Below are 21,508 nucleotides of genomic sequence, written 5' to 3'. Positions count from 1 at the left end.
GGGTATGGCATTATATATATTCCTCCTTAGAATTGCTCAATCATTGGCATATGCCTACTTAGTCATATCATATATTGTAATTCCGTGTTGTATCGCTTCGTATTTCCCTCATAAAGTCCATGCGCTTGAAATAGAGAAGAAAGAATTACTTGATCAGAAAAGGCAAATTGAGCATGATCTTACGCTACCGACTATAACCGAAGTATCGTTTGAGCAAGTAAATGCCGTACTGAATGAATTTTCGAAAATCATTCCGACAATTGAGCCTGAGAAGCAAAAAGACTTGCTCCACACGATCATCAATAAAATCACAATAAACGCTGGCAATAGCCCAGACCAAAGAAGCGTCGAGGACATTGAATTGTTCTTTGACGCTTCACTTAGAGAAGAGTTTGTACTTACTTATGGTACGGTTCACCGCGGTTTATCTTGAACTATCCTGCCTGTTAGCTTAACCAACGGGCACCAGTTGCCAGTCTAACACTTTATTTACTTCTGACAGTTGTTCATACGGTGCGTGCCCGCTGCCACGATCATGGAGGGGAACATTGAGAAGAATGATGTTGCGAAGGCTAGGATGAATACTGAAATGAATACTGCCACTTACGCGAGTTGTATGCTGAAATGGACACTGCTGCGAACGTCGCCACTAACATTCTGCTAACATTGCAGCCACCGGCCAAAGGATCGGAAAACAGCTCAAGGACAACCGCACAGTTGTTCCAAAGTAGTCACATATAGGCTCCGAACTCACCTTAGCCTGTGTTTCATAAATTATCAATTCTTTGCAAGGCTTTTGCCCATAAAAAAACTTCCCCGCAGCCTTACCGGTACATAATATGGCCTTCCCGCAACTGAACCGGTCCAGCCTCCGCATACAGAGATACGCTCTGGCAATGGCTGCCTGGGAAAATCAGACTTGTGACCGATACCAGCCCGTCGTTCGCGAAGATTTCAACCGAACAGGAATCCACAAGCACACGCAGATTGCGGAGAGTACCCAGTGCTTCTGTAGTCTGCATATCCTTGAACATATCCGAGAATCCGGTTTCTCCGGACTGATCTCTTTTCAGTATAAGAGTTCCCTCGGCAGTAGAATAGGAAAGAACCGTCTGATAGGAACCGGCATACTTAAGGATGATTCCGAACTCCTCCGCATGATATTCCCCGATGTTCACATTCAGTTCGATCACGGACGCATCCAGTCTGACCTCGTACTTGCCGCCCGGCTTAAGCAGCAGGTTCGGCAAGGTTATTTGCTGGTCCAAATATTGCGTTAGCTCCTTAACCCGCTGCTGACAGAGACGGATCTCACCTTCATCTTCACGGAGCGACAACGATCTGGGAATCGTCATCGCCCCCCGCCATCCCGGAGTCGGTGTCTGGTTGGCATAGCGCCAGTTGTTCATCCAACCGATGTAGATTCTTCTCCCGTCTTCCCCTGGAATATCCGAGAAGCTGACCCCCGCATAGTTGTCTTTGCCGTAATCCAGCCACCGGATATCATTATGCTCCGGTGTAAAGACCGATCCGTCAAACGAACCGATGAAGTATTGGGTCCTGGACCCGTGATTCAATTGTTTGTTATCGGCAATACTGACCAGGAGCACCCATTGGTGTTCCTCCGTCCCCTCTACCGGAAGTTCGAACAAATCGGGACATTCCCACACATCTTCATGGGAGCCAGCTCCCTCACCGAACTCACTTTCCAGTCTCCACTCTCTCAGATTCACAGAAGAATACAATGTGATCGTCTGATCTGTAGCAAGAACCATGATCCACTTGCTGAAGCTTTCAGACCAGAACACTTTGGGATCGCGGAAATCAGGCTTGGACGGGTGTGTAAGCACAGGATTCCCTTCATACTTCATCCAGGTTCTTCCGTTGTCGTGGCTGTATGCGAGACTCTGACTTTGGACCGCCGGGGTGTCTGCACTTCCATCCAAATGACTGGTATAAATCGCTACAATCCCCGGCTTCTCAGGGAACAAACCGGAGGTATTATTCCAGTCGGCAACTGCACTTCCTGAGAACGCCGCTCCGTTATGGTCCGGATATAAGGCGATATCCAGCTCTTCCCACTGAATCAGGTCCTTACTGACAGCATGCCCCCAGTGCATAGGGCCCCATGTGGTGGAGAAGGGATGATACTGGTAGAACAAATGATACTCTCCTTCAAAATAAATCAGTCCATTCGGGTCATTCATCCAGTTCTGTTCCGGAGAAAAATGCACTACAGGCCTGTATTTGGCTTTTTCCAGAATCCCCACTCTTCATCACCCTTTATATTGGATATGTTATTGGCACGTGCTTCCTTCTGTATGCTTGTAACTCTTGTAGATCAGTTTATCATACTCTCCAGATTGTATTTCACAAGATAGCACATCGTCCCACAAAAAAAAGGGACCGGAAGTCTTCAACAGACCCACAGCCCCTCAGTTATGAATAAGTCAGGTTACTTTTCCAGCGGAAACCCGAAGTAACGTTCAGCATTATGATAACAAATGTCCTGAACGATGCCTCCCAGGAACGCAAGATCCCCCGGCGCTTCGCCGTCAGCCACCCAGCCTCCGATCAGATTACAGAGAATCCGCCGGAAATACTCATGCCGCGTGTAGGACAGGAAGGATCTGGAATCCGTGAGCATCCCTACGAAACAGCTTAGCAGACCCAGATTGGACAAAGACGTCAATTGCTTCAGCATTCCGTCCTTCTGGTCGTTGTACCACCAGCCGGAGCCGAACTGGATTTTCCCCTTGATTCCGCCTCCCTGAAAAGAACCTGCCATCGCAGCCAGCACATCATTCTGCACCGCATTCAGATTGTATAGAATCGTTCGCGGAAGCTCTCCGGTCCGTTCCAGTCCGTCGAGCAGCTTGTACAGGCTATCCGCATAGCTGCCGTCTCCGATAGTATCGAAGCCTGTATCCGGGCCAAGCTCACGGAACATGCGTGAATTCGGATTGCGGATCGCTCCGACATGCAGCTGCATGGCCCAGCCATGGGCGGCATACTTGCGGCCCATGGCAAGGAATAACGCCGTCTGATACTGGTCGGATTCCAGGCGGCTTAAGACTCCGCCGCTCAGACGTTTGCTGAAGATGGCCTCCAGCACGGACGGTGCTGCCTCAGCAAAGGGAAGATGCGAGAACCCGTGGTCGGAGACCTTGCAGCCATGCTTATCAAAATACTCAATCCGCTCCAGCAAGGCACGTTCCATGAGTGCATAGGAAGTGATGGCATAACCTACAGCATGCTCCAGACTATGAACATATTCCAGAAAAGCATCGGGTTCAATCTGCAGCGCCTTATCCGGACGGAACGTCGGCGTAACGCCGGTTTGGAACTCTTTTTGCTCGGCGATTTGCCTGTGGTAGTGCAGATCGTCGGCCGGATCATCTGTAGTACAGATCCATTTCACCTTAGAACGGGTAATCAGCCCCTGGGCCGTGAAGCCATCCTGAGCGATAAAAGAATTGCAATGATCATATATCCGCCGCCAATTCTGCGGGGTTAACTGCTCCTCCACACCAAAGTACGCCTTTAGCTCCAGCGCCGACCAGTGATACAGCGGGTTGCCCACGGTAAAGGGCAGCACCTCGCTCCACTTGGCGAACTTCTCCTCATCCGATGCATTACCCGTAATATATTTCTCGTCGACGCCGAACGTTCTAAGCGCCCGCCATTTGTAATGGTCTCCGCCCAGCCATACTTCAGTTATGCTGCCAAACCGCTTATTCTCAGCGATAGCCCCCGGGTTCAGATGGCAATGGTAGTCGATAATCGGGAGCGATTCGGCATACTCATGGTAGAGTACCCGGGCTTCCTCGGTCTGCAGCAGAAAATTCTCATGTATAAAAGGCTTCATCGTCATTCTCCTCTCCTACTTCAGAACCTTCTCCAAGGTTCTCCGCACGGCTCCCGGACCGGCCAGCATTTCCAGGAACATGCCCTCGATTTTGCTTCCGAGGCCAATTTCATAGAGCGGAACGCCAAAGAGCTGCTCATCTTCAAGAATCGGGCGTATATTGGCGGATAGGTCTCCGAGGGTGACCCCTTTCAGATGTCCCTGCAGTGATTCCAGCAGCGGATCCGGACTTAGCGTGAAAGCTTCACCCTCATCATTCACGCCAAGCAGATACCGGCACCAGACCGCAATGGCCAGCGGAATGGCTGTCAGCTGTGCTGGGTCCAGATCATCGCGACGGGTATAGGATTTAAGGGTCTCACCGAATCGGATACCTACCTTCTGCGAGGTATCGGTAGCAATCCGCTGCGGCGTATCGGGTATGAACGGATTGGCGAAGCGCTCGGTCAACACTTCGTCCAGGAACTGCTTCGGACTGAGAATGCCCGGGTCTACCACAACCGGCAGCCCTTCCTTATAGCCAATGACTTCCACGAACTTCCGCAGGGTATCATCCTTCATCTCATCCGCAATCAGGGTGTAACCAAGCAGACAGCCGGATACGGCAAGCGCCGTATGCAGCGGGTTGAGGCACGTTGTAACCTTCATCGTCTCCACATTATTGACCGTATCCCGATCGGTGAAGATGATGCCCGCTTCCTCCAGCAGAGGGCGGCCGTTCGTGAACTTATCTTCAATCACCAGATATTCACTAACCTCCGCGTTGACGAAGGGAGCCGTATAGGTATTCTTGGAGGTAATGATTACTTCCATATCGCCAATTCCTTGCTCCAGCAGCGCCGCCTGTACCGATTCCGAAGGGCGCGGCGTGATTTTGTCGATCATCGACAGCGGAAAGGCAATGAGCTGCTCATCCTCCAGATAGGCCACGAAACCTTCCTCTACCAGCCCCTTTGCCGCCCATTCCTTCGCAATCGTAACCACACCGTTCTTCAGCTTGTCGCCGTTATGGGAGCAGTTGTCCATGCTGACAAAGGTCATTGGATAAGCACCCTTCAAATAACGTTTGTATGCAAGAGAGGCCACAATGCTCATGGCATGAACCGGCTGCTCCGGCCCGCCTTCGATATCCTTGTCCACGATGCCCAGATACTTTCCGTTTGGACCCGTGAGCGAATAGCCCTTCTCCGTGATGGTGAAGCTGGCCATTTGCAAGCTAGGGTTCTCGAACACTTCAATCAGGCGGCGGTAATCCGCTTCACGGTTCTTGTCCGCTGCGATTCCTTCTACGATGCTGCTGATGATTTTTTCCTGAAAATCTCCGTTTGCGTTCATCAACACCAGTAGCGTCAAGTTGTCATACGGCTTGTATACCTTATCGATCATCTCAAAGTCAAAGGTTTCCGCCGCGATGATACCTGTATCCGCTTTGCCGCTCTCCAGCAGCTTCTGGTGGGCATTCGCCACGAATCCTCGGAAAATGTTGCCTGCACCGAAATGAATCCATTCCGGCTTCCGTGCTGTATTCTCCGCCACCTGCGCGTAGTCGAACTTCGGTAGCTCCACTCCTACCGCGTTCCAGGCTGCCGCTTCCCCTTGGATACTGATTCTGTTCAGGCGCAGCATTTATTTCGCCCCCTTGACATTGTCCAGGCTGTCCCAGACGCCAAGCAAATACATGATCCCAAGAGCTCTGTCGTAGAGCCCATAGCCTGGACGGCAGTTTTTCTCTTCACCCCACAAATGGCGCCCGTGATCCGGACGGACATAACCGATAAATCCATTGTCGTGATAAGCCTTGACGACCTCCGCCACATCGACACTTCCATCGCGCCCACGATGCGATACCTCAATGAAATCCCCGTTCTCAAACACCTTCACATTGCGGATATGGGCAAAATGAATACGGTCATGGAACTCGCGGATCATTGCCGGCAGATCGTTATCCGGATTCGTGCCCAGCGACCCTGTGCAGAAGGTCAGACCGTTGTACGGGCTATCCACCAAATCCAGGAATCGGCGGATCATATCCCGGTTACGGATAATGCGCGGCAACCCAAAGATCGGCCAGGCCGGATCGTCAGGATGGATCGCCATCTTGATATCCACTTCCTCACATACCGGAATGATGCGCTCCAGGAAGTACTTGAGGTTCTCGAACAGGATGTCTTCCGTCACATCCGCGTAGGAGGCAAACAGCTCATCCAGCTTCGCCAGGCGCTCAGGCTCCCAGCCCGGCATGGTAAATTCTCCGGCTCCCTTGAGAATCCGGTCCACCATCTCCCGCGGATTGTCGGTAATGGCAGCCTTTTCATAAAAGAGGGCATTGGAGCCGTCGGGCAATTCCTTGTAGAGCTCCGTACGGGTCCAGTCAAACACCGGCATGAAATTGTAGCAGATTACCTTTACGCCGACTTTAGACAGTTTGCGGATGGTGTCAATATAAATATCGATATATTTATCACGGGTCGGTAAGCCGATTTTGATATCATCATGAACGTTGACGCTCTCGACCACAGCCGTACTGAAGCCTTTGCTGGTAATTTGATCCGCCACTTCCTGGATGCGTTCCATTTCCCACACTTCTCCTGCCACTTTCTCATGCAAAGACCAGACGATACCCATCACTCCCGGAATCTGCCGGATATGATCAAGCGTGATATTGTCATTGCCCTCACCATACCATCTCCACGTCATGTTCATTGATAACCCCTCCTATGATTGTCTTCCCCATCAATCTTGTATACAAGATTTTCTTGATCATAGAATAAGACTCTACTGTTGTCAACACAATATAAATTAGAGTATGTAAGGATAATATGATTCTATTTATTCAACCCTTTTGATAAACAATTTTATTATCTTCTATCATCATGTATACTAGTATTATCATGTCATTAACTATTGAAAGCAGGAAGAGAAATGTCGATCAAAGATGAAATCTTGAATACACTGAAGCACGAGATTCTCACCCTTACCCTGAAGCCAGGCACTATTCTGAGCGAAACAGCCCTTTCCGACCGATTTCAGATTTCACGGACGCCGCTCCGTGACGTGCTGAAACAGCTTGCACTGGAATCCTATACTGATATTTATCCCAAAAAAGGAAACATCGTGTCCTATATAGATCTTGAATCCGTTGAACAGATCACTTATTTGCGAAGCACCCTGGAGAAAGAAATTCTCAAGGATCTATCATCACAATTGCTGCTGACCGGGCTGCATGAGCTCAAAGACATTCTGGAGAGGCAGAAAGAAGTCATCGGAAAAGAAAACGACATCGATTCCTTTCTCAATCTGGATGATGCGTTCCACCGTGCTATGTACCGGCTCGCCGGGCGGGAGTTCCTATGGAATCTGATTCAGCAGTCCAATGTGCACTACCTGCGCTACCGCAGGCTGCACATGCTAAAGACAGAGAAGCTGGAAGGAATCTGGAAGGAGCACCAGACACTTCTCGAACTCCTGGTACACAAGGATACAGAGCACATCGGACCTCTGATTCACCACCATCTGCGGGAAGATATCCATTCGTTGGACTTTCAGGAGAACTTCTCAGAGTACTTAAAAAAATAGTCCAATATCAAAGAAGGGTTGTCTAGGATCCTCTAAACTGCTGTTCATTAAAAGATGTATAATAGTGAAAAATGATTCAAAAAGGATGTCATATTATGCTTCTTGCTATAAACAGGACGCTGAACCGAATGATGCCGTTAATCACTCCGCTTAGCGTTCTGACCGGAGTCCTCTGCGGAAGTTCACTCTCCTCCTATACCTATCTGGCTCCCTGGCTGTTCGCTTTTATGACATTTGCCGGAAGTATCAGTCTTGGATTCAAAGATTTCGTGAGCGTACTCAAAAAACCCCTGCCTCTGTTCGCCTGTTTATTCATTTTGCACATTGCCATGCCGCTATTTGCCGCAGGAATCGGGAATGTGCTGTATCATTCGGATGAATTTACAATCACAGGCCTTGTACTTGCCGCAGTAATTCCAACGGGGGTAAGCAGCTTTATCTGGGTCAGCATTTACAAAGGAAATACGGCACTCACCCTGTCCATCATTCTGATCGACACCATGCTATCGCCTTTTATCGTACCGGGCGTGTTGTCTTTGCTGATTGGAACGAACGTAAAACTTGAAGCGGGCGCTATGATGAGCAGCCTGTTCTGGATGATTGTGGTCCCGTCTCTGGCTGGCATGGTGCTTAATGAATGGACCAAAGGCGCAGTTGCTCCCGTATGGAGTCCCCGGCTGAATCCGGTCTCCAAACTTTGTATGGCAGCGGTTATCATCATTAACGGGTCTGTCATATCTCCGTACTTGGCTGATATCAACCTGCATCTGCTGGGCCTGGCCTTCGTCATTGTGCTTATGGCTTCAACGGGTTATGCCCTGTGCTTTCTGACGGCGAGGCTTATGCGCTGGAACGAAGCAGACGAAGTTGCCCTTATCTTCAATGGAGGCATGCGCAATATCAGCGCTGGCGCTGTCCTGGCCGTGTCCTATTTCCCCGCTCCGGTAGCTGTTCCTGTCGTGCTAGGCATGGTGTTCCAGCAGCTGCTCGCTTCACTCGTCGGCTTTTTGCTCAGCCACCGCACGAAGGTCCGAAACACGGCTGATCAGACCTCGGCAGCGTAATTCCGAGAGCTGAAACAGCTCTTTCACCTGCTCCTACAATCTGCTGTTCACTACTAAAAGAGTTACACCGGTACACATAAAAATACGGCCCTCCCGGACCGTATCGCTTACCCTATTCATGATCAGTTGATTCAATTGACCGACTTATCATACTGCAAGTAGACGACATGAGTCTGCAAATATTCGTTCAGGCCATGTTTGCCGTCTGCGCCGCCGATGCCGGATTTTCTCCAGCCTGCATGGAAACCTTGCATGGCTTCAAAGTTCTCACGGTTAATATAGGTTTCCCCGTATTTAAGACGCTTGATAACTTTCATGGCAACGTTCAAATTCCGCGTATATAGGGATGAGGTCAGTCCGAATTCACTGTCGTTAGCAAGCGTTATCGCTTCATCTAGGTTAGCAAAAGAAATGATCGGGATGACCGGTCCGAAGATTTCCTCCTGAACGATCTCCATGTCATTGGTGGCATTGGTAATGACCGTTGGTTCGAAAAAGCTGCCGGCGCCTTGAACCTTTTTACCGCCGCAGGCGATTTTGGCTCCCTCTTCAACGGCACGGTCAACCTTTTGCTGCACGGATTCTTGTGCCGCCTTATTGATCAACGGACCCATTTGAATATCCTTGTCTTTCAGCGGATCGCCATACTTTACCGTCTTCATGGCTTCAACCAGACGGGTGGTGAATTCGTCTTTGATCTTCTTATGCACATATACCCGCTCCGCACAGTTGCAGACCTGCCCCGTATTAATTACCCGGGAATCCACAATCGCCCGAATCGCTATATCCAAATCGGCATCATCCATGACAATGGCAGGCGCTTTGCCGCCCAGCTCCAGACTGACCTTGATGATATTCTCTGCAGCCGCCTGCATCACTTTTTGTCCTGCCGGCACACTGCCCGTGAGACTAACCATTCCGACTTTAGGATTACTGGCCAATTCATTACCGACCTCTGCACCTCTGCCGGTGACAAGATTGAATACCCCTTGGGGAAGATCAGCTTTGTCGACAATCTTGGCAAAGGCCACTGCGTTGTTTGGTGATTCGGCACTAGGTTTGACTACAATCGTATTTCCGGTAATCAGCGCCGGTGCCATTTTTCTGGCAATCAAGAAGAATGGAAAATTCCACGGCAAAATGCCTGTAGTGACTCCTATCGCCCGTTTAAACACAAAAATATTCTCATTATCACGGTCACTCTGCACGATTTCCCCTTCATAGCGGCGTGCCCATTCTGCCATATAATCCATATAGTCCGCTGTAAAATTAACCTCTACCGTAGACAATTCCAGTGTCTTGCCTACTTCTTCGGAGATCAGTCTGGCTAGGCTATCCGCCTCCGCCCGAATTCCGCTGGCAATGGCATGAAGATACTTTCCTCTTTCAACTGCGGGGGTTTCTTCCCATGCAGTCTGGGCTGCTTCTGCTGCGTCAATGGCACGCACGACATCATTCCTTGTAGCTTTGGGAACCTGTGAAATCACTTCATCTGTTGCTGGATTAGTTACTTCCATCCACTCTTTGCCTTCAGATTCTGTAAATTGGCCGTTGATGTACATCAAATGCTTTTCCACTGTTTCTCCCCCTCATAAGGTAGATTGTTCCAATTGCCCTCCTCACAGTGTAAACGCTACCATTATTTTATGTCAACAAGATTCACATTTTTTATTTGTTTTTGTGTTGTTTTTCATTGACTTATTGAGTTAAGCTATAATCACAAAAGGTTGTGATTGGAGGAATCGGAATGAAAGTCAGTATTTTTTCCACTTGTCTCGTAGACCTCACTTCTCCGAACGTCGGAATAGCTATGACCCAGGTACTCGAAAGGCTGGGCTGTGAGATTGATTTTCCGGCCTCTCAGGTATGCTGTGGTCAACCCACTTACAACAGCGGCTATCTGGAAGATTCCAAGCTTGCCATGAAAAATATGATGCTTGCCTTTGAACACTCGGATTATGTTGTGGGTCCATCCGGTTCTTGTATCGCCATGTTCCATGAATACCCGAAAATTTTCAAGGGAGATCCACAATGGGAATTGAAAGCGGTTGCTTTGAAAGAGAAAGCTTATGAGTTTACGCAGTTCATCGTACGGGTGCTTGGCATCACCGATGTGGGCGCAAGGCTGGACGGAACCGCCACCTACCACCGTTCCTGCCATATGACAAGACTGCTGGGCGAACGTGAAACCCCCTTCCTATTGCTTGAACAAGTAAAGGGTCTGCAGCTGGAACCACTCAAGAACAGCGATAACTGCTGCGGCTTTGGCGGAACCTTTTCGGTGAAAATGCCGGAAATCTCCGGGCAAATGGTCGATGAAAAATGCGGTTGTGTAGTTGACACCGGTGCGGATATTCTAATCAGTGCAGATATGGGCTGCCTGCTTAACATCGGCGGACGCCTCTCCCGCAAAGGCGAACCCGTAAAGATTATGCACATAGCAGAAGTGCTGAACCATCACCATGCTGCTGTTGCCAAAGGAGGAGCCCTGACATGAGCCTGCAAACGGATAAACGGGATTTCAACGCACGGACTACTGATGGCCTCGGTGATCCATTCATGAGAAGTGCAGTCGGTTCAGCGCAGGACAGCCTGAAGACCAGGCGCCTGACCGCCGCCACCGCTCTCGGGAATTGGGAACAATGGCGTACGCTCGGCCAGCAAATCCGCCAGCATACCCTGAAACATCTGGATTATTACCTGGAGCAACTGGCCGATAATATTGAGAAAAAGGGCGGGCATATCTATTTTGCCAAAACCAAAGAGGAAGCAAGCAGCTATATCCGGGACATCGTCATACAAAAAAAGGCTAAAAAAATTGTCAAATCCAAATCGATGGTCACTGAGGAAATTGAAATGAACCATGTTCTGATGGAAGCCGGCTGTGAGCTGATCGAGACCGATCTGGGTGAATATATTCTCCAGATGGATGACTGGGACCCGCCTTCGCATATTGTAGCCCCCGCGCTGCACAAAGACCGGACACAAATCTGCAGAGTGTTCACAGAGAAACTTGGATATACCGGTGATGAAGATCCCGAGAACCTTGCCCGTTTTGCCCGGACGGTCCTGCGGCAGAAGTTCCTGGAAGCGGATATCGGGATCACAGGCTGCAACTTTGCCGTTGCTAACCTGGGAGCCATTAATCTGGTGACGAATGAAGGCAACGGTGATCTCACAGCCGCCATACCAAAAACGCATATCGCGGTGATGGGCATGGAACGAATTGTGCCGACGCTTGAAGAGATGGAAGTTCTGGATAACCTGCTCTGCCGTAGTGCAGTAGGTCAAAAATTGACCAGCTACATCACCGTAATGGGACCCTCGGCGGCGGGGGAGACGGATGGGCCGGAAGAGTTCCATTTAGTTGTTGTGGACAACGGCCGCTCCGATATTCTTGGAAGCGAGTTTGGTGAAGCCCTGCAGTGCATACGCTGCGGAGCCTGTCTTAACGTCTGCCCGGTCTATCGTCATATTGGCGGGCATGCCTACGGGTCCATTTATCCGGGGCCGATTGGAGCGGTAATCACTCCGCTGCTGGAGGGATACGATGACTATAAAGAGTTGCCTTTTGCCTCAAGCCTGTGTGGAGCTTGCACGGATGTCTGTCCGGTCAAAATCCCGCTGCATGAGCAGTTGATCATGCACCGTCAAAAAATCGTGACGGAGCATCGCACCGGTGCCGCGGAAAGATTCCAGATGAAGACGGCAGGAAGGCTGCTGTCCTCCCAGGCATTATTCGGCAAAGCGCTGCGGTTTGCGAACCCGGCAAGCCGGCTGATCAGCAGACATGGCCGCATTGTGAGAGGACCGGGACTCATTCACGGCTGGATCAATACCCGTGATCTAAGCCAGCCAGTCAAGCAGAAGGACAGCTTCCGGGCCTGGCTTGAACAACGCAAAGGGGGCTCTGGCCAATGACAGCATCGAACAGGGACTCTTTTCTACGCACCATCGCCTCCAAGCTGGGGCGGGAACGCATCTATGACGTTCAGCGTCCTGATATGCACGACCTGATGCCGGGTAATTCCAGCAGTGTTACAACCGACGAGTTGGTAGACATCCTCAAGGAGCAATGTTTCTTCATTCATACTCAGTTCATTGAATCAAGTCCGGACATCTTACAGAGAACATTAAATGATCTGATCAAGGCCAACGGAGGAGGGGCAGTAATAACTTCCGGAGATACCCGGTTTACCGAGTACGGCCTGGAATTCGCAAATGCACTCGTCTGGGAAGAATCAGCAGGAAGGGAGCAGAATATTCTGCGCTCCGAATCGGCCAATACCGCTATTGTCTTTGCAGACTACGCACTGGCCGAGTCCGGAACGATTGTCGTAGAGAGCCGCCCGGATCAAGGGCGCTCCCTCCATTTTCTGCCCGCCCACTATATTGCAGTGATCGAAAAAAAGCGGCTCGTGCTCCGCTCTACTCAGGCTGCAGCAGATCTAAACCGCAGAATTCAGGCAGGTGAACCTTTGGGTTCATCCATCAATTTCATCTCCGGTCCTTCGAATTCCGCCGATATTGAAATGCAGCTCGTTGTCGGGGTACATGGCCCCTTGAGAGCGACCTACGTGCTTATTTAGATTTATGAGCAGGCTTAATACCAAGTTCATATCACCAGGCAGCATCCTCAGTAAAGATGGAGCTGCTTTTTTGTTGCTCATTGTGCAATTTTGCCCATTGTGCAATAATAGCATATATTGAACAGAGCATAGTCTGTTTATCTATCTCACAAAAAGGAGGCCGCATGGAACTTGAACCCTAACCCGACACTGCGGGACAAAAAAAAGGAAGCCACCGCCTATGCCTTGGCTGAAGCCGCCTTCGAACTTGCGCTTGCGCAAGGTATGGACGGCTTCATTGTCGATGACGTGGTCCGGCAGGCCGGATATTCCCGGCGTACCTTTGCCAATTATTTCTCGTGTAAAGAAGAAGCCGTAGCGGAGTATTTTATGGGCAACGCCTCAAAAGAGGATCAGAACATGCTGTTCGCAGGCCTGCCTCCGGATGCAACGCCGCTGGATGCACTATACAGTCTTCTCAAGCTGCAGTTCACCTCCGAATTCCTGCAAAAACTCCGTCAGTTCGTATCCCTTGCGAATCAATATCCGTCGCTTGAGCCGTATATCCTCAGCGTATTCCGCCGCTTGCAGATCGCTGCCCAGGAAGTGCTCGAGCGTTTCTCACACGGGCGCTATGAAGGCGGATATACCCATCTGCTTGCCGGTGCGGTCTACGGAGCGTTCGTGCCGATTCTGGACGGACGGATGAATGTGATGCTGCCGGGCGAAGCTGGAGATGAGAGCTCCGGTGCCATGCCGTTCGATCAGTATTTGAATTCTATGTTTGCTTATTTACGCAACGGCTTTTAAAACAGAGAAAAAAAGGAGAAACCATCACATGTCCACATTTCTATACCGATTGGGTAAATCGGCTTATTCCAAGCCGTGGGTGTTCCTCGCAGCCTGGATCGTCATTCTTGGTGTTGTTGGCACTTTGTTAGGCATTAATGGCATACAATCCAGCTCCGAAATGAAAATTGAAGGCACTGAATCGCAAAAAGTGCTGGATATGCTGGCTAAAGAGCTTCCCGCCGCTGCCGGAGGCCAGGCAAGTGTCGCCTTTACCGCTCCGGACGGAGAACGTCTGGACACGCCGGAACGGGCAGCGCTGCTCCAGAAAGCTATCCATGATGTCTACAGCATGGACTACATCATTAACCCCGTAGAACTGGCTGCCCAAGCTGCTGCGGCTGCCCAGGCTGGGGCTACGGATTCGTCAGCTGCAGCTGGCCAAGCAGCCGCGGCGGGACAATCGACCGCAGATGGACAGTCTGCAGCGGCAGATCCGGCGGCTACAGCTGGCCAAGCAGCCGCGGCGGGACAGACTGGCGCGGCAGGGCAATCCGCCGGGGCTGCTCAGGCTGCGCCTTACGGCCCGCTAATGGCTAACGGTGCTCCGGTTCCCGGTGTGATGCTTTCCGCTGACGGCAGCATCGCGCTGTTCCAGTTCCAATTCACCGTTCAGCAGACCTCGCTGCCCTCTTCCGTACCGGATAACATCATCAACACTGTGACTGAAGTCGAGCAGGCAGGCTCCGGTATCACAGCCATTCCGAGCGATTCACTGAAGAGTATACCTGCCATCGGCTCGACTGAAGCAGTTGGCGTAGTCGTCGCTGCGGTTGTACTATTCATGACGCTGGGCTCTGTCGTTGCAGCCGGTCTGCCGCTGATTACCGCGCTCCTCGGCGTCGGAATCAGTGTCGGCGGTGCTTTTGCCCTCTCCAGTGTGATCCAGATGAATGATATTACACCGGTGCTCGCGATTATGATCGGTCTGGCCGTCGGTATTGACTACTCGCTCTTCATCGTTAACCGGCAGCGGCGGCTCATTCTCGATCAGAAGCTAAGCGCGGGTGAAGCGGCAAGCCGCGCACTTGGCACCGCAGGCAGTGCCGTATTCTTCGCCGGTCTGACTGTAATCATCGCCCTGTGCGGCATGCTGGTCATCGGTATCGGTTTCTTGTCGACCATGGCTCTCGTTGCGGCTGCCAGTGTACTGATCAACGTCCTGCTAGCGCTAACCCTGCTGCCTGCATTACTCGGTCTGGTTGGTGAAAGGATCTGCACTGCCAAAGCCCGTGCAAAAAGCACGGCTGCCGGCCATAAAGACCGCCACGGATTCTCGCACCGCTGGGCAAATGCAACAGTGAAATACCGCTGGGTCATCATTATTCTGGTGATTCTGATTCTTGGAACGGCGGCAATTCCGGTAACCAAAATGGAGCTGGGTATTCCGTCCGGCGCCTCGGCCAATCTGGACACCCCGGCTCGCCAAAGCTATGATGTCATCTCCAAAGGCTTCGGAGAAGGCTTCAACGGACCGCTGCTCCTAGTCGCTGAACCAAAGAACCCGACCGATAAAATTTCAATGCAGACGCTGGGCAAGCTGGTTCAGGAGCTGCAAATGCATGATAACGTTACGCTGGTGTCCCCAATGGGCGTCAACGCGACCGGCAATATTGCCATTATCAGTCTGATCCCCAAAACCGGCCCGACAGATACAGAGACAAGAGATCTGGTCCAGGATCTGCGTGATCCCGCTTCCAGCGTGGCCTCCGGAAATGATGTAACGCTCGGCGTGACCGGCTTTACTGCCATCAACATCGATATGTCTTCCAAGCTATCCGATGCTTTCCCTCTGTATATCGGCATCATCGTGATCCTGTCCCTGATCATTCTGCTGCTCGTGTTCCGGTCGGTCATCGTTCCGATCAAAGCGACGGTCGGCTTTATTCTCAGTGTCCTCGCTACCTTCGGTCTAACTACTGCCGTCTACCAGTGGGGATGGCTGCATTCCCTGTTCGGGTTTGACACGGGTGGACCACTGCTCAGCTTTATGCCGATTCTGGTCACAGGTATTCTGTATGGTCTGGCAATGGATTATCAGGTATTCCTGGTCAGCTCCATGCGCGAGGCTTACGTTCATGGTCGTCATGGCAATGAGAGTGTCGTTCACGGCTATGACCTCGCCAGCCGCGTTGTGCTTGCTGCGGGCGTAATCATGGTATCCGTCTTCGCCGGCTTTATCTTCGCGCCTGACGCAATGATCAAGCAGATCGGCTTCGCCCTGGCATTCGGCATCCTGATCGATGCCTTCCTCATCCGCATGACGCTGGTTCCCGCCGTAATGGCGGTCTTCGGCGACAAAGCCTGGTGGCTTCCACAGTGGCTGGACCGTCTGCTTCCGAACCTCGATGTCGAGGGCGATAAGCTGATCGCCAAGCTTCATGCCGAGAGCGGAAGCAATAAATAAAAAAGGACGACACGAAGGCCGTCCCGTACAAATGCTTGAAGAGCAGCGCCTGCATATAATCTGCAGGCGCTGCTCTTTTTTACTATTAGCCGCTAATCCGCATTCTCTAACCGATACTACATTCCCAAAATCCCCCGCTCAAGCGCAACGGCAACCGCCTGAGAACGTGAATCCACTCCAAGTTTATTGTAAATGGTCGTTAAATGTGCTTTTACCGTCCGCTCGGAGATCCCCATATCCATGGCAATACCTTTGCTTTTCAACCCCTGAGCTACAGATTTCAAGATGAGTATTTCTTTGCTGGTCAAGCCAGTGGCGTCATGTTGAGGAATGATTGGATCTTTTGGCTGAGTCTTGACTGCAATCACACGTTCCATAATATCTGCCGAAAGCAAGGTTTCTCCATGTACTGCAGACTCTATATTTCTGAAAAGATTCTCACGGCTGGTATCTTTTAATAGATATCCTTTTGCCCCCATAGCCAGACCGCTAATCATTAATTCGTCCTCGTTATAAGTCGTGAGTATAATCACCGGAATCGGGCATCCTTGGTTCCTTAACTCCTTCATCGTTTCCAGCCCGCCCATGACTGGCATGTTCAGATCCATCAGGATCACATCTGGATCCAGCTCCTCTATCAATCGTAGAGCCTCTGCACCGTTTTCAGCTTCACCAACCACTTGAAACTGATCACTTGTCTCCAGAATCAGCTTTAATCCTTCCCGGACAACAAAGTGATCGTCTACAATCAGAATCTTATATGAAATCATGTAAGTTCTCCTTTTATGAACGGTGTCTCCAGCTTAATAGCAGTTCCTTCTGAGTTACTGCTCACGTAAATCTCTCCACCAATGAGCCTAACCCTTTCTTTCATTCCCAGTAACCCATAATGTCCAGCATCCTTGCCAATATCATCGGTTTTAAATCCAATTCCATTATCCCTTATCTCAATAATAAGCCTGTCGTCAGGTGCGGAAATCGCAACCCATACTTTATCCGCCTTTGCATGGCGGGCAATATTGGTCAGACATTCCTTGACGATATGCAAGCTGTGTTCCATCAGCAATCTGGACAACCGCTTGTTCAGATGATACTCCTTGGTTACAAGAATCCCGGTGGCGCCAATAAAATGTTCGATTTCATCATCAATTGCCTCCTTGAAATCAATTTCTGGTGCTGATTTCATCCGCAGATTGTCAATCGCTCTTCGCGCTTCAGCCAACGTTTGCCGCGCCTGCTGCATCGACTGCCTGATAATTTCCTGCGCCCGCTCCGCATGATTCTGTGACATATGGGCATCTGCGGCTTCGAGCCGCATAATGAGTCCTGCAACCCCTTGTGCCAGTGTATCATGCAAATCCCGGGCCATACGCTGGCGTTCATTCGCAAGGGTTAACTCCTCCACCTTCTCATGAGCTTCTCTAAGATCCTCAAGGAAGCTCTGTATTCTAAGCCGCTCTTGAACCTGCTTGAAAAACAGTATGGCATAAGCCAGCACAATAATCAGCATCAGAATAAATATAGGAAGAAATAAGATAAGCTCGTCGGTATCTCCAACAGTCAAAGCGGAATCAAAAAACACCACAATACTAATAAGGGAGATGAACACTGCTCTCTTCACCCGGAAGGAAAAGATGAGACTTTGAGCGATCAGGACAGGTAGCAGTCCGATTAATACCGCCTGGTAACCATCCCTCATTAATATCGCGCACAAATAGATTAAAGCAGCTTGAACGGAAAAATACAGCCAAAATTTTTTGTGAGTGACTCTGTAAGAATTCCAGTGTAATAATACATGAACTGTGAATAAACCTGTAAATACAGCTCCCTCAAAAATCAAAGGCTCCTCCAGAAATTGCAATATGACCGTTACTGCATATACAATTGACACCCAGATAATAATCGGCAACCTCGAAGCGAATAATTCACTAATGCTCTGCAGTGCGTTGTTTTTTTCGTTCAATGTCCTTCCCCTTATCTGTACTTAATTCCTTGGCAGCTTCCTTAGCATACAATTCTACTGTCGCTCTGCCTACCCCTGTTGCTGTATCTGTATGGTATAGAATCCCTCTCTTTTTGAGCCAGCCAATTACCACAGCATCCATGAACCTTGTGCAGATCCCCTTCAGAATCCTGTATTTAGAGAAGCCATGTTTTCTTTTTTGATGGGTTACCGTGACTTCAACAACTGAGAATCCATTCATCTTAGCCAGTGTCGGCAAAAAATAGTGCATTCCATTGTATAAATGAAAACTGTCAGCCACTTCCCGGGTGAAGAGTTTCATGGGGCAGCCTGTATCATACAGCTCTTCTCCTGTTATCCAATTGCGGATTCCATTTCCGAGCCGCATAGGCATGATCTTAAGTCTGTTTTCTTTACGTTCCATACGTCTTACGTTAATAAAATCAACTTTTCCGATAAACGGCATCAGCCTGAAGATATCCCGGGGATCTGTCTGCAGGTCTGCATCCATCTGGGCAATCTCATTCAGCAGTATTGAACTGCGATCCTTACTTCCATCATTCACCAGCAGTATTTCATAACTTTCAATTGTCCCCTTCAGTGCATCCGTAATGCTTAAATAAAGGTCACATATATTTCCCTCTTCGTTATATACAGGTATGACGACTGAAAGACGGATCATCGTGGGCCACCTTCCCGGAATGAATTGAACCATCGCTTATTATCTCCTTTATCCTATAGGATGGGAGAACTTCCGGCATCAGCTAAAGCACGCGAAAGATCCCTTTCGCGTGCTGGAAAATAAACTCCGCTTGTTATTTAGCCAAGAAGCCTGATTCTGCTTTCGTCCGCTGCAGCCAGCCGCTTCTTCTCCACTTCCTCCATCACTCCCTCACCTTCCACATCGAGATTCGGCAGCAAGCGGTCCAGCCACTTTGGAAAATACCAGGCTGACTTCCCGAGCAAGGTCATCACTCCAGGAACAACAAGCATCCGGACGATAAAAGCGTCAAAGAGAACACCGAAGGCGAGCGCCAGCCCCATTACCTTAACCATAGGTTCCTCTGCCAGAATAAATCCGGTAAAAACAGCGACCATAATCAGTCCTGCTGCCGTTACAACTCCGCCGCTGTGGCGGATACCGGCAAGAACAGACTTTTTAGCATCTCCGCTCTTCTTGAATTCTTCACGCATCCGGCTGACCAGGAAAACTTCGTAGTCCATCGCCAGTCCGAACAGAACACCAACTACAATGATCGGCAGGAAATTAAACACCGGCGCCTTCGCATAAAAGTGGAACAGATTCTGGAAGTGGCCGTCCTGAACAACATAGGTGACAAACCCTAAAGTAGCGCCAAGCGACAGGATGAATCCGAGCACTGCTTTGACCGGAACCAGAATCGAGCGGAACACCAGCATCAGAAGTACAAAAGCCAGACCAACAATGATCAGACAAAACTTAGGTAAAGCCTGGTTCAATTTCTGGGTAATATCGATATTGACCGCCGTACTGCCAGTTACACCAATCTTCACATGGTCCTGCTGCTCTATTCCCGGCGCCTTATCACGAATGAGATGGACAAGATCTACAGTTTCCGAATCATTGGGGCCTGTAGCCGGCATAACGGTGATCAGCGACACTTTTCCTGAAGGTCCAGTGACCGCCGGGTTTACCATAACGACATTGGGATAAGTTTTTACTTCTTCAATCACTTTATTGAGGTTAGCCGCGGCCGATTTGCCGCCATCCGTTTCAGCCAGAATAACTAAGGGGCCGTGGTACCCCTCACCGTAAGCTTCAGACAGAAGATCGTAAGCCCGGCGTTCGGTTTGATCCGGCGATTTGTGTCCATCACTACCAAGGCCCGTCTCCATATGAAAGAACGGCAGAGCAAGGGTTGCCAGCAGCGCTACCCCAAGCACTACAGCCACTAAAGGCTGGCCGGTAACAAATCTTCCCCACAAATTCCCGCGGCTTGCAGGCTTCTGCTTGCTCCCTGTGCCGATGGAGCGCTTAACCGGTGCTTTAATCTTGCCTCCCAGCAAATCCAGTATCGCCGGCACCACGAATATCGTCATCAATATTGCGGTGAATACAGTAACCGCACCTGCCATACCCATGGCGCTAAGGAAGGGTACGCCGACGAAAGAAAATCCCACTAGTGCGATAATAACCGTTACTCCCGCAAACACCACTGCACTTCCGGCTGTTCCGTTCGCAATGGCAATCGCTTCCCGTCTTTCATATCCTTCTGCAAGCTGCTGGCGGTATCTGGCGATAATGAATAGTGCATAATCAATACCTACGGCGAGACCAAGCATGCCGGCCAGCGATAATGCAAACGAAGGAATGTCGAACAGACTCGTTCCAATAATAATCAGCATAATGCCAGAGCCAAGTCCCAAAGCCGCTGTTAGAATCGGCAGAACACCGGTAAGGATAGAACCAAGAGCTACCGCTAGGATCACCAGTGCCACCAATACCCCGAGCGCTTCGGTCGGACTGCTGGTTGCCATTTTTACGTAGCCATCTCCAATCAGCTCAGCTTGCCAGCCCGCATCCCTCAGACTTTCTGCAATCCCGGTAATCGAATCTTTCGAATCTTCAGTGACATCTGCACCCGGCACTTTGTACGTGATTGTGGCATATCCGATCGTATTGTCCGCATTCAAGGAATGGTTATCATACGGACCAACCACCGAAGCGACCTCCTGATCTGCTGCCACTTCTTTGAGCTTGGCGGCAATGAGCTGCTGTGCTGCTTCAGAGGATAACGTATCATTCTCCGGAGCCTTCAGCACCAATTGGGTCTTACCCAGGTCACCCTGCGGGTTAGGAAACTCTTTTTCCATAACTTCCAGTGTTTTTTGCGAGGCAAGTCCGGGAATGCTGGTCTCCTCACCAAAGTTGACTCCCATCGACAATGCCACAATAGTCGCTGCCACCAAAAGAGTAATGCTTCCTAGGAGGACTTTAATCCTGTTCTTCGCGGACCAAAATCCAAGCCGGTATAAAAATTTTGCCATCTCAGTATCGTCTCCTCTTTGCTATAAGTCTTCTCTATGTCTTTATCTTATAGACCGGGAAACCTTCTGCCATCGTCCAAAGGGGCGAGCCGTCATTGCCCTTTCGGGCAGCCCTTCAGACCCCCAAAAAAAGGGGGCTATCCCGATAGCCATGAAATGGCTGCCTGAGATAGCCCTTTGTTTTAC

The 21,508-nt window shown here is 50.2% G+C and carries 17 protein-coding genes; 8 read left to right on the top strand and 9 right to left on the bottom strand.

Translation table 11 applies throughout. The annotated features are described in order from the left end of the window. Window positions 1–43: 43 nt before the first annotated feature. Complete coding sequence (locus AC0MA3_RS04810; protein ID WP_474655350.1) at window positions 44–433, top strand: hypothetical protein; 390 nt, start codon at window positions 44–46, stop codon at window positions 431–433. 391 nt (window positions 434–824) lie between these two features. Here AC0MA3_RS04810 and AC0MA3_RS04805 read toward each other — a convergent pair whose 3' ends face one another. The 4 genes from AC0MA3_RS04805 to uxuA form a co-directional block, all read right to left on the bottom strand. Beyond that, window positions 825–2,270 (bottom strand): glycoside hydrolase family 32 protein, encoded by a 1,446-nt coding sequence (locus AC0MA3_RS04805; RefSeq protein ID WP_474655349.1) that lies wholly within the window; start codon window positions 2,268–2,270, stop codon window positions 825–827. 185 nt (window positions 2,271–2,455) lie between these two features. Then, window positions 2,456–3,868, bottom strand: a complete 1,413-nt coding sequence (uxaC, locus tag AC0MA3_RS04800) for a glucuronate isomerase (RefSeq protein WP_474655348.1) — start codon at window positions 3,866–3,868, stop codon at window positions 2,456–2,458. A gap of 15 nt (window positions 3,869–3,883) precedes the next feature. Beyond that, window positions 3,884–5,494: a mannitol dehydrogenase family protein gene (locus tag AC0MA3_RS04795; RefSeq protein ID WP_474655347.1), complete on the bottom strand. Its 1,611-nt coding sequence runs from the start codon at window positions 5,492–5,494 to the stop codon at window positions 3,884–3,886. Further along, window positions 5,495–6,571 (bottom strand): mannonate dehydratase, encoded by a 1,077-nt coding sequence (gene uxuA, locus AC0MA3_RS04790; protein ID WP_474655346.1) that lies wholly within the window; start codon window positions 6,569–6,571, stop codon window positions 5,495–5,497. It lies immediately after the preceding gene. Between the two features lie 219 nt (window positions 6,572–6,790). Between uxuA and AC0MA3_RS04785 the strand changes: the two genes are divergently transcribed. Both AC0MA3_RS04785 and AC0MA3_RS04780 read left to right on the top strand, forming a co-directional pair. Then, window positions 6,791–7,444 (top strand): GntR family transcriptional regulator, encoded by a 654-nt coding sequence (locus tag AC0MA3_RS04785; protein WP_474655345.1) that lies wholly within the window; start codon window positions 6,791–6,793, stop codon window positions 7,442–7,444. Between the two features lie 95 nt (window positions 7,445–7,539). Beyond that, window positions 7,540–8,508, top strand: coding sequence for a bile acid:sodium symporter family protein (locus tag AC0MA3_RS04780; RefSeq protein ID WP_474655344.1), 969 nt, complete (start codon window positions 7,540–7,542; stop codon window positions 8,506–8,508). A gap of 131 nt (window positions 8,509–8,639) precedes the next feature. On the opposite strand, the gene aldA is transcribed toward AC0MA3_RS04780, so the two are convergent. Then, the gene (aldA, locus tag AC0MA3_RS04775) at window positions 8,640–10,085 is read right to left on the bottom strand and encodes an aldehyde dehydrogenase (protein ID WP_474655343.1); all 1,446 of its coding nucleotides are present in this window, start codon (window positions 10,083–10,085) and stop codon (window positions 8,640–8,642) included. Window positions 10,086–10,255: 170 nt separating this feature from the next. Between aldA and AC0MA3_RS04770 the strand changes: the two genes are divergently transcribed. The 5 genes from AC0MA3_RS04770 to AC0MA3_RS04750 all read left to right on the top strand — a co-directional run bounded on the left by AC0MA3_RS04770 (window position 10,256) and on the right by AC0MA3_RS04750 (window position 16,332). Continuing rightward, entirely contained in the window at window positions 10,256–11,005 is a 750-nt protein-coding gene (locus tag AC0MA3_RS04770) for a (Fe-S)-binding protein (RefSeq protein WP_474655342.1), read from the top strand. Next, window positions 11,002–12,429: a LutB/LldF family L-lactate oxidation iron-sulfur protein gene (locus AC0MA3_RS04765; protein WP_474655341.1), complete on the top strand. Its 1,428-nt coding sequence runs from the start codon at window positions 11,002–11,004 to the stop codon at window positions 12,427–12,429. The genes AC0MA3_RS04770 and AC0MA3_RS04765 overlap by 4 nt, the downstream gene beginning before the upstream one ends. After that, the gene (locus AC0MA3_RS04760; protein WP_474655340.1) at window positions 12,426–13,097 is read left to right on the top strand and encodes a LutC/YkgG family protein; all 672 of its coding nucleotides are present in this window, start codon (window positions 12,426–12,428) and stop codon (window positions 13,095–13,097) included. The genes AC0MA3_RS04765 and AC0MA3_RS04760 overlap by 4 nt, the downstream gene beginning before the upstream one ends. Before the next feature lie 171 nt (window positions 13,098–13,268). Continuing rightward, complete coding sequence (locus AC0MA3_RS04755) at window positions 13,269–13,886, top strand: TetR/AcrR family transcriptional regulator (protein WP_474655339.1); 618 nt, start codon at window positions 13,269–13,271, stop codon at window positions 13,884–13,886. Between the two features lie 28 nt (window positions 13,887–13,914). Next, the gene (locus AC0MA3_RS04750; protein ID WP_474655338.1) at window positions 13,915–16,332 is read left to right on the top strand and encodes an MMPL family transporter; all 2,418 of its coding nucleotides are present in this window, start codon (window positions 13,915–13,917) and stop codon (window positions 16,330–16,332) included. A 116-nt stretch (window positions 16,333–16,448) separates the two neighbouring features. On the opposite strand, the gene AC0MA3_RS04745 is transcribed toward AC0MA3_RS04750, so the two are convergent. The 4 genes from AC0MA3_RS04745 to AC0MA3_RS04730 form a co-directional block, all read right to left on the bottom strand. Further along, window positions 16,449–17,099: a response regulator gene (locus tag AC0MA3_RS04745; RefSeq protein WP_474655447.1), complete on the bottom strand. Its 651-nt coding sequence runs from the start codon at window positions 17,097–17,099 to the stop codon at window positions 16,449–16,451. Next, window positions 17,099–18,295 carry a sensor histidine kinase gene (locus AC0MA3_RS04740; RefSeq protein ID WP_474655337.1) on the bottom strand — a complete coding sequence of 399 codons (1,197 nt, stop codon included), beginning with the start codon at window positions 18,293–18,295 and terminating at the stop codon, window positions 17,099–17,101. Before AC0MA3_RS04740 ends, AC0MA3_RS04745 begins: the two co-directional genes overlap by 1 nt. Further along, the gene (locus tag AC0MA3_RS04735) at window positions 18,261–19,010 is read right to left on the bottom strand and encodes a glycosyltransferase (RefSeq protein ID WP_474655336.1); all 750 of its coding nucleotides are present in this window, start codon (window positions 19,008–19,010) and stop codon (window positions 18,261–18,263) included. Before AC0MA3_RS04735 ends, AC0MA3_RS04740 begins: the two co-directional genes overlap by 35 nt. Window positions 19,011–19,114: 104 nt before the next feature. Continuing rightward, on the bottom strand, window positions 19,115–21,322 hold the full coding sequence (locus tag AC0MA3_RS04730; protein WP_474655335.1) for an MMPL family transporter: 2,208 nt from the start codon (window positions 21,320–21,322) through the stop codon (window positions 19,115–19,117). Window positions 21,323–21,508: the final 186 nt, after the last annotated feature.

The organism is Paenibacillus sp. LS-5 (assembly GCF_056121505.1).
This window is presented reverse-complemented; position numbering and strand designations above follow the sequence as displayed.

Coding starts and splice junctions, on each gene's coding strand:
- uxaC (WP_474655348.1), bottom strand. CDS start 3,868: ATGAAGCCTTTTATACATGAGAATTTTCTGCTGCAGACCGAGGAAGCC.
- AC0MA3_RS04795 (WP_474655347.1), bottom strand. CDS start 5,494: ATGCTGCGCCTGAACAGAATCAGTATCCAAGGGGAAGCGGCAGCCTGG.
- uxuA (WP_474655346.1), bottom strand. CDS start 6,571: ATGAACATGACGTGGAGATGGTATGGTGAGGGCAATGACAATATCACG.
- AC0MA3_RS04785 (WP_474655345.1), top strand. CDS start 6,791: ATGTCGATCAAAGATGAAATCTTGAATACACTGAAGCACGAGATTCTC.
- AC0MA3_RS04780 (WP_474655344.1), top strand. CDS start 7,540: ATGCTTCTTGCTATAAACAGGACGCTGAACCGAATGATGCCGTTAATC.
- AC0MA3_RS04770 (WP_474655342.1), top strand. CDS start 10,256: ATGAAAGTCAGTATTTTTTCCACTTGTCTCGTAGACCTCACTTCTCCG.
- AC0MA3_RS04765 (WP_474655341.1), top strand. CDS start 11,002: ATGAGCCTGCAAACGGATAAACGGGATTTCAACGCACGGACTACTGAT.
- AC0MA3_RS04760 (WP_474655340.1), top strand. CDS start 12,426: ATGACAGCATCGAACAGGGACTCTTTTCTACGCACCATCGCCTCCAAG.
- AC0MA3_RS04750 (WP_474655338.1), top strand. CDS start 13,915: ATGTCCACATTTCTATACCGATTGGGTAAATCGGCTTATTCCAAGCCG.
- AC0MA3_RS04735 (WP_474655336.1), bottom strand. CDS start 19,010: ATGGTTCAATTCATTCCGGGAAGGTGGCCCACGATGATCCGTCTTTCA.
- AC0MA3_RS04730 (WP_474655335.1), bottom strand. CDS start 21,322: ATGGCAAAATTTTTATACCGGCTTGGATTTTGGTCCGCGAAGAACAGG.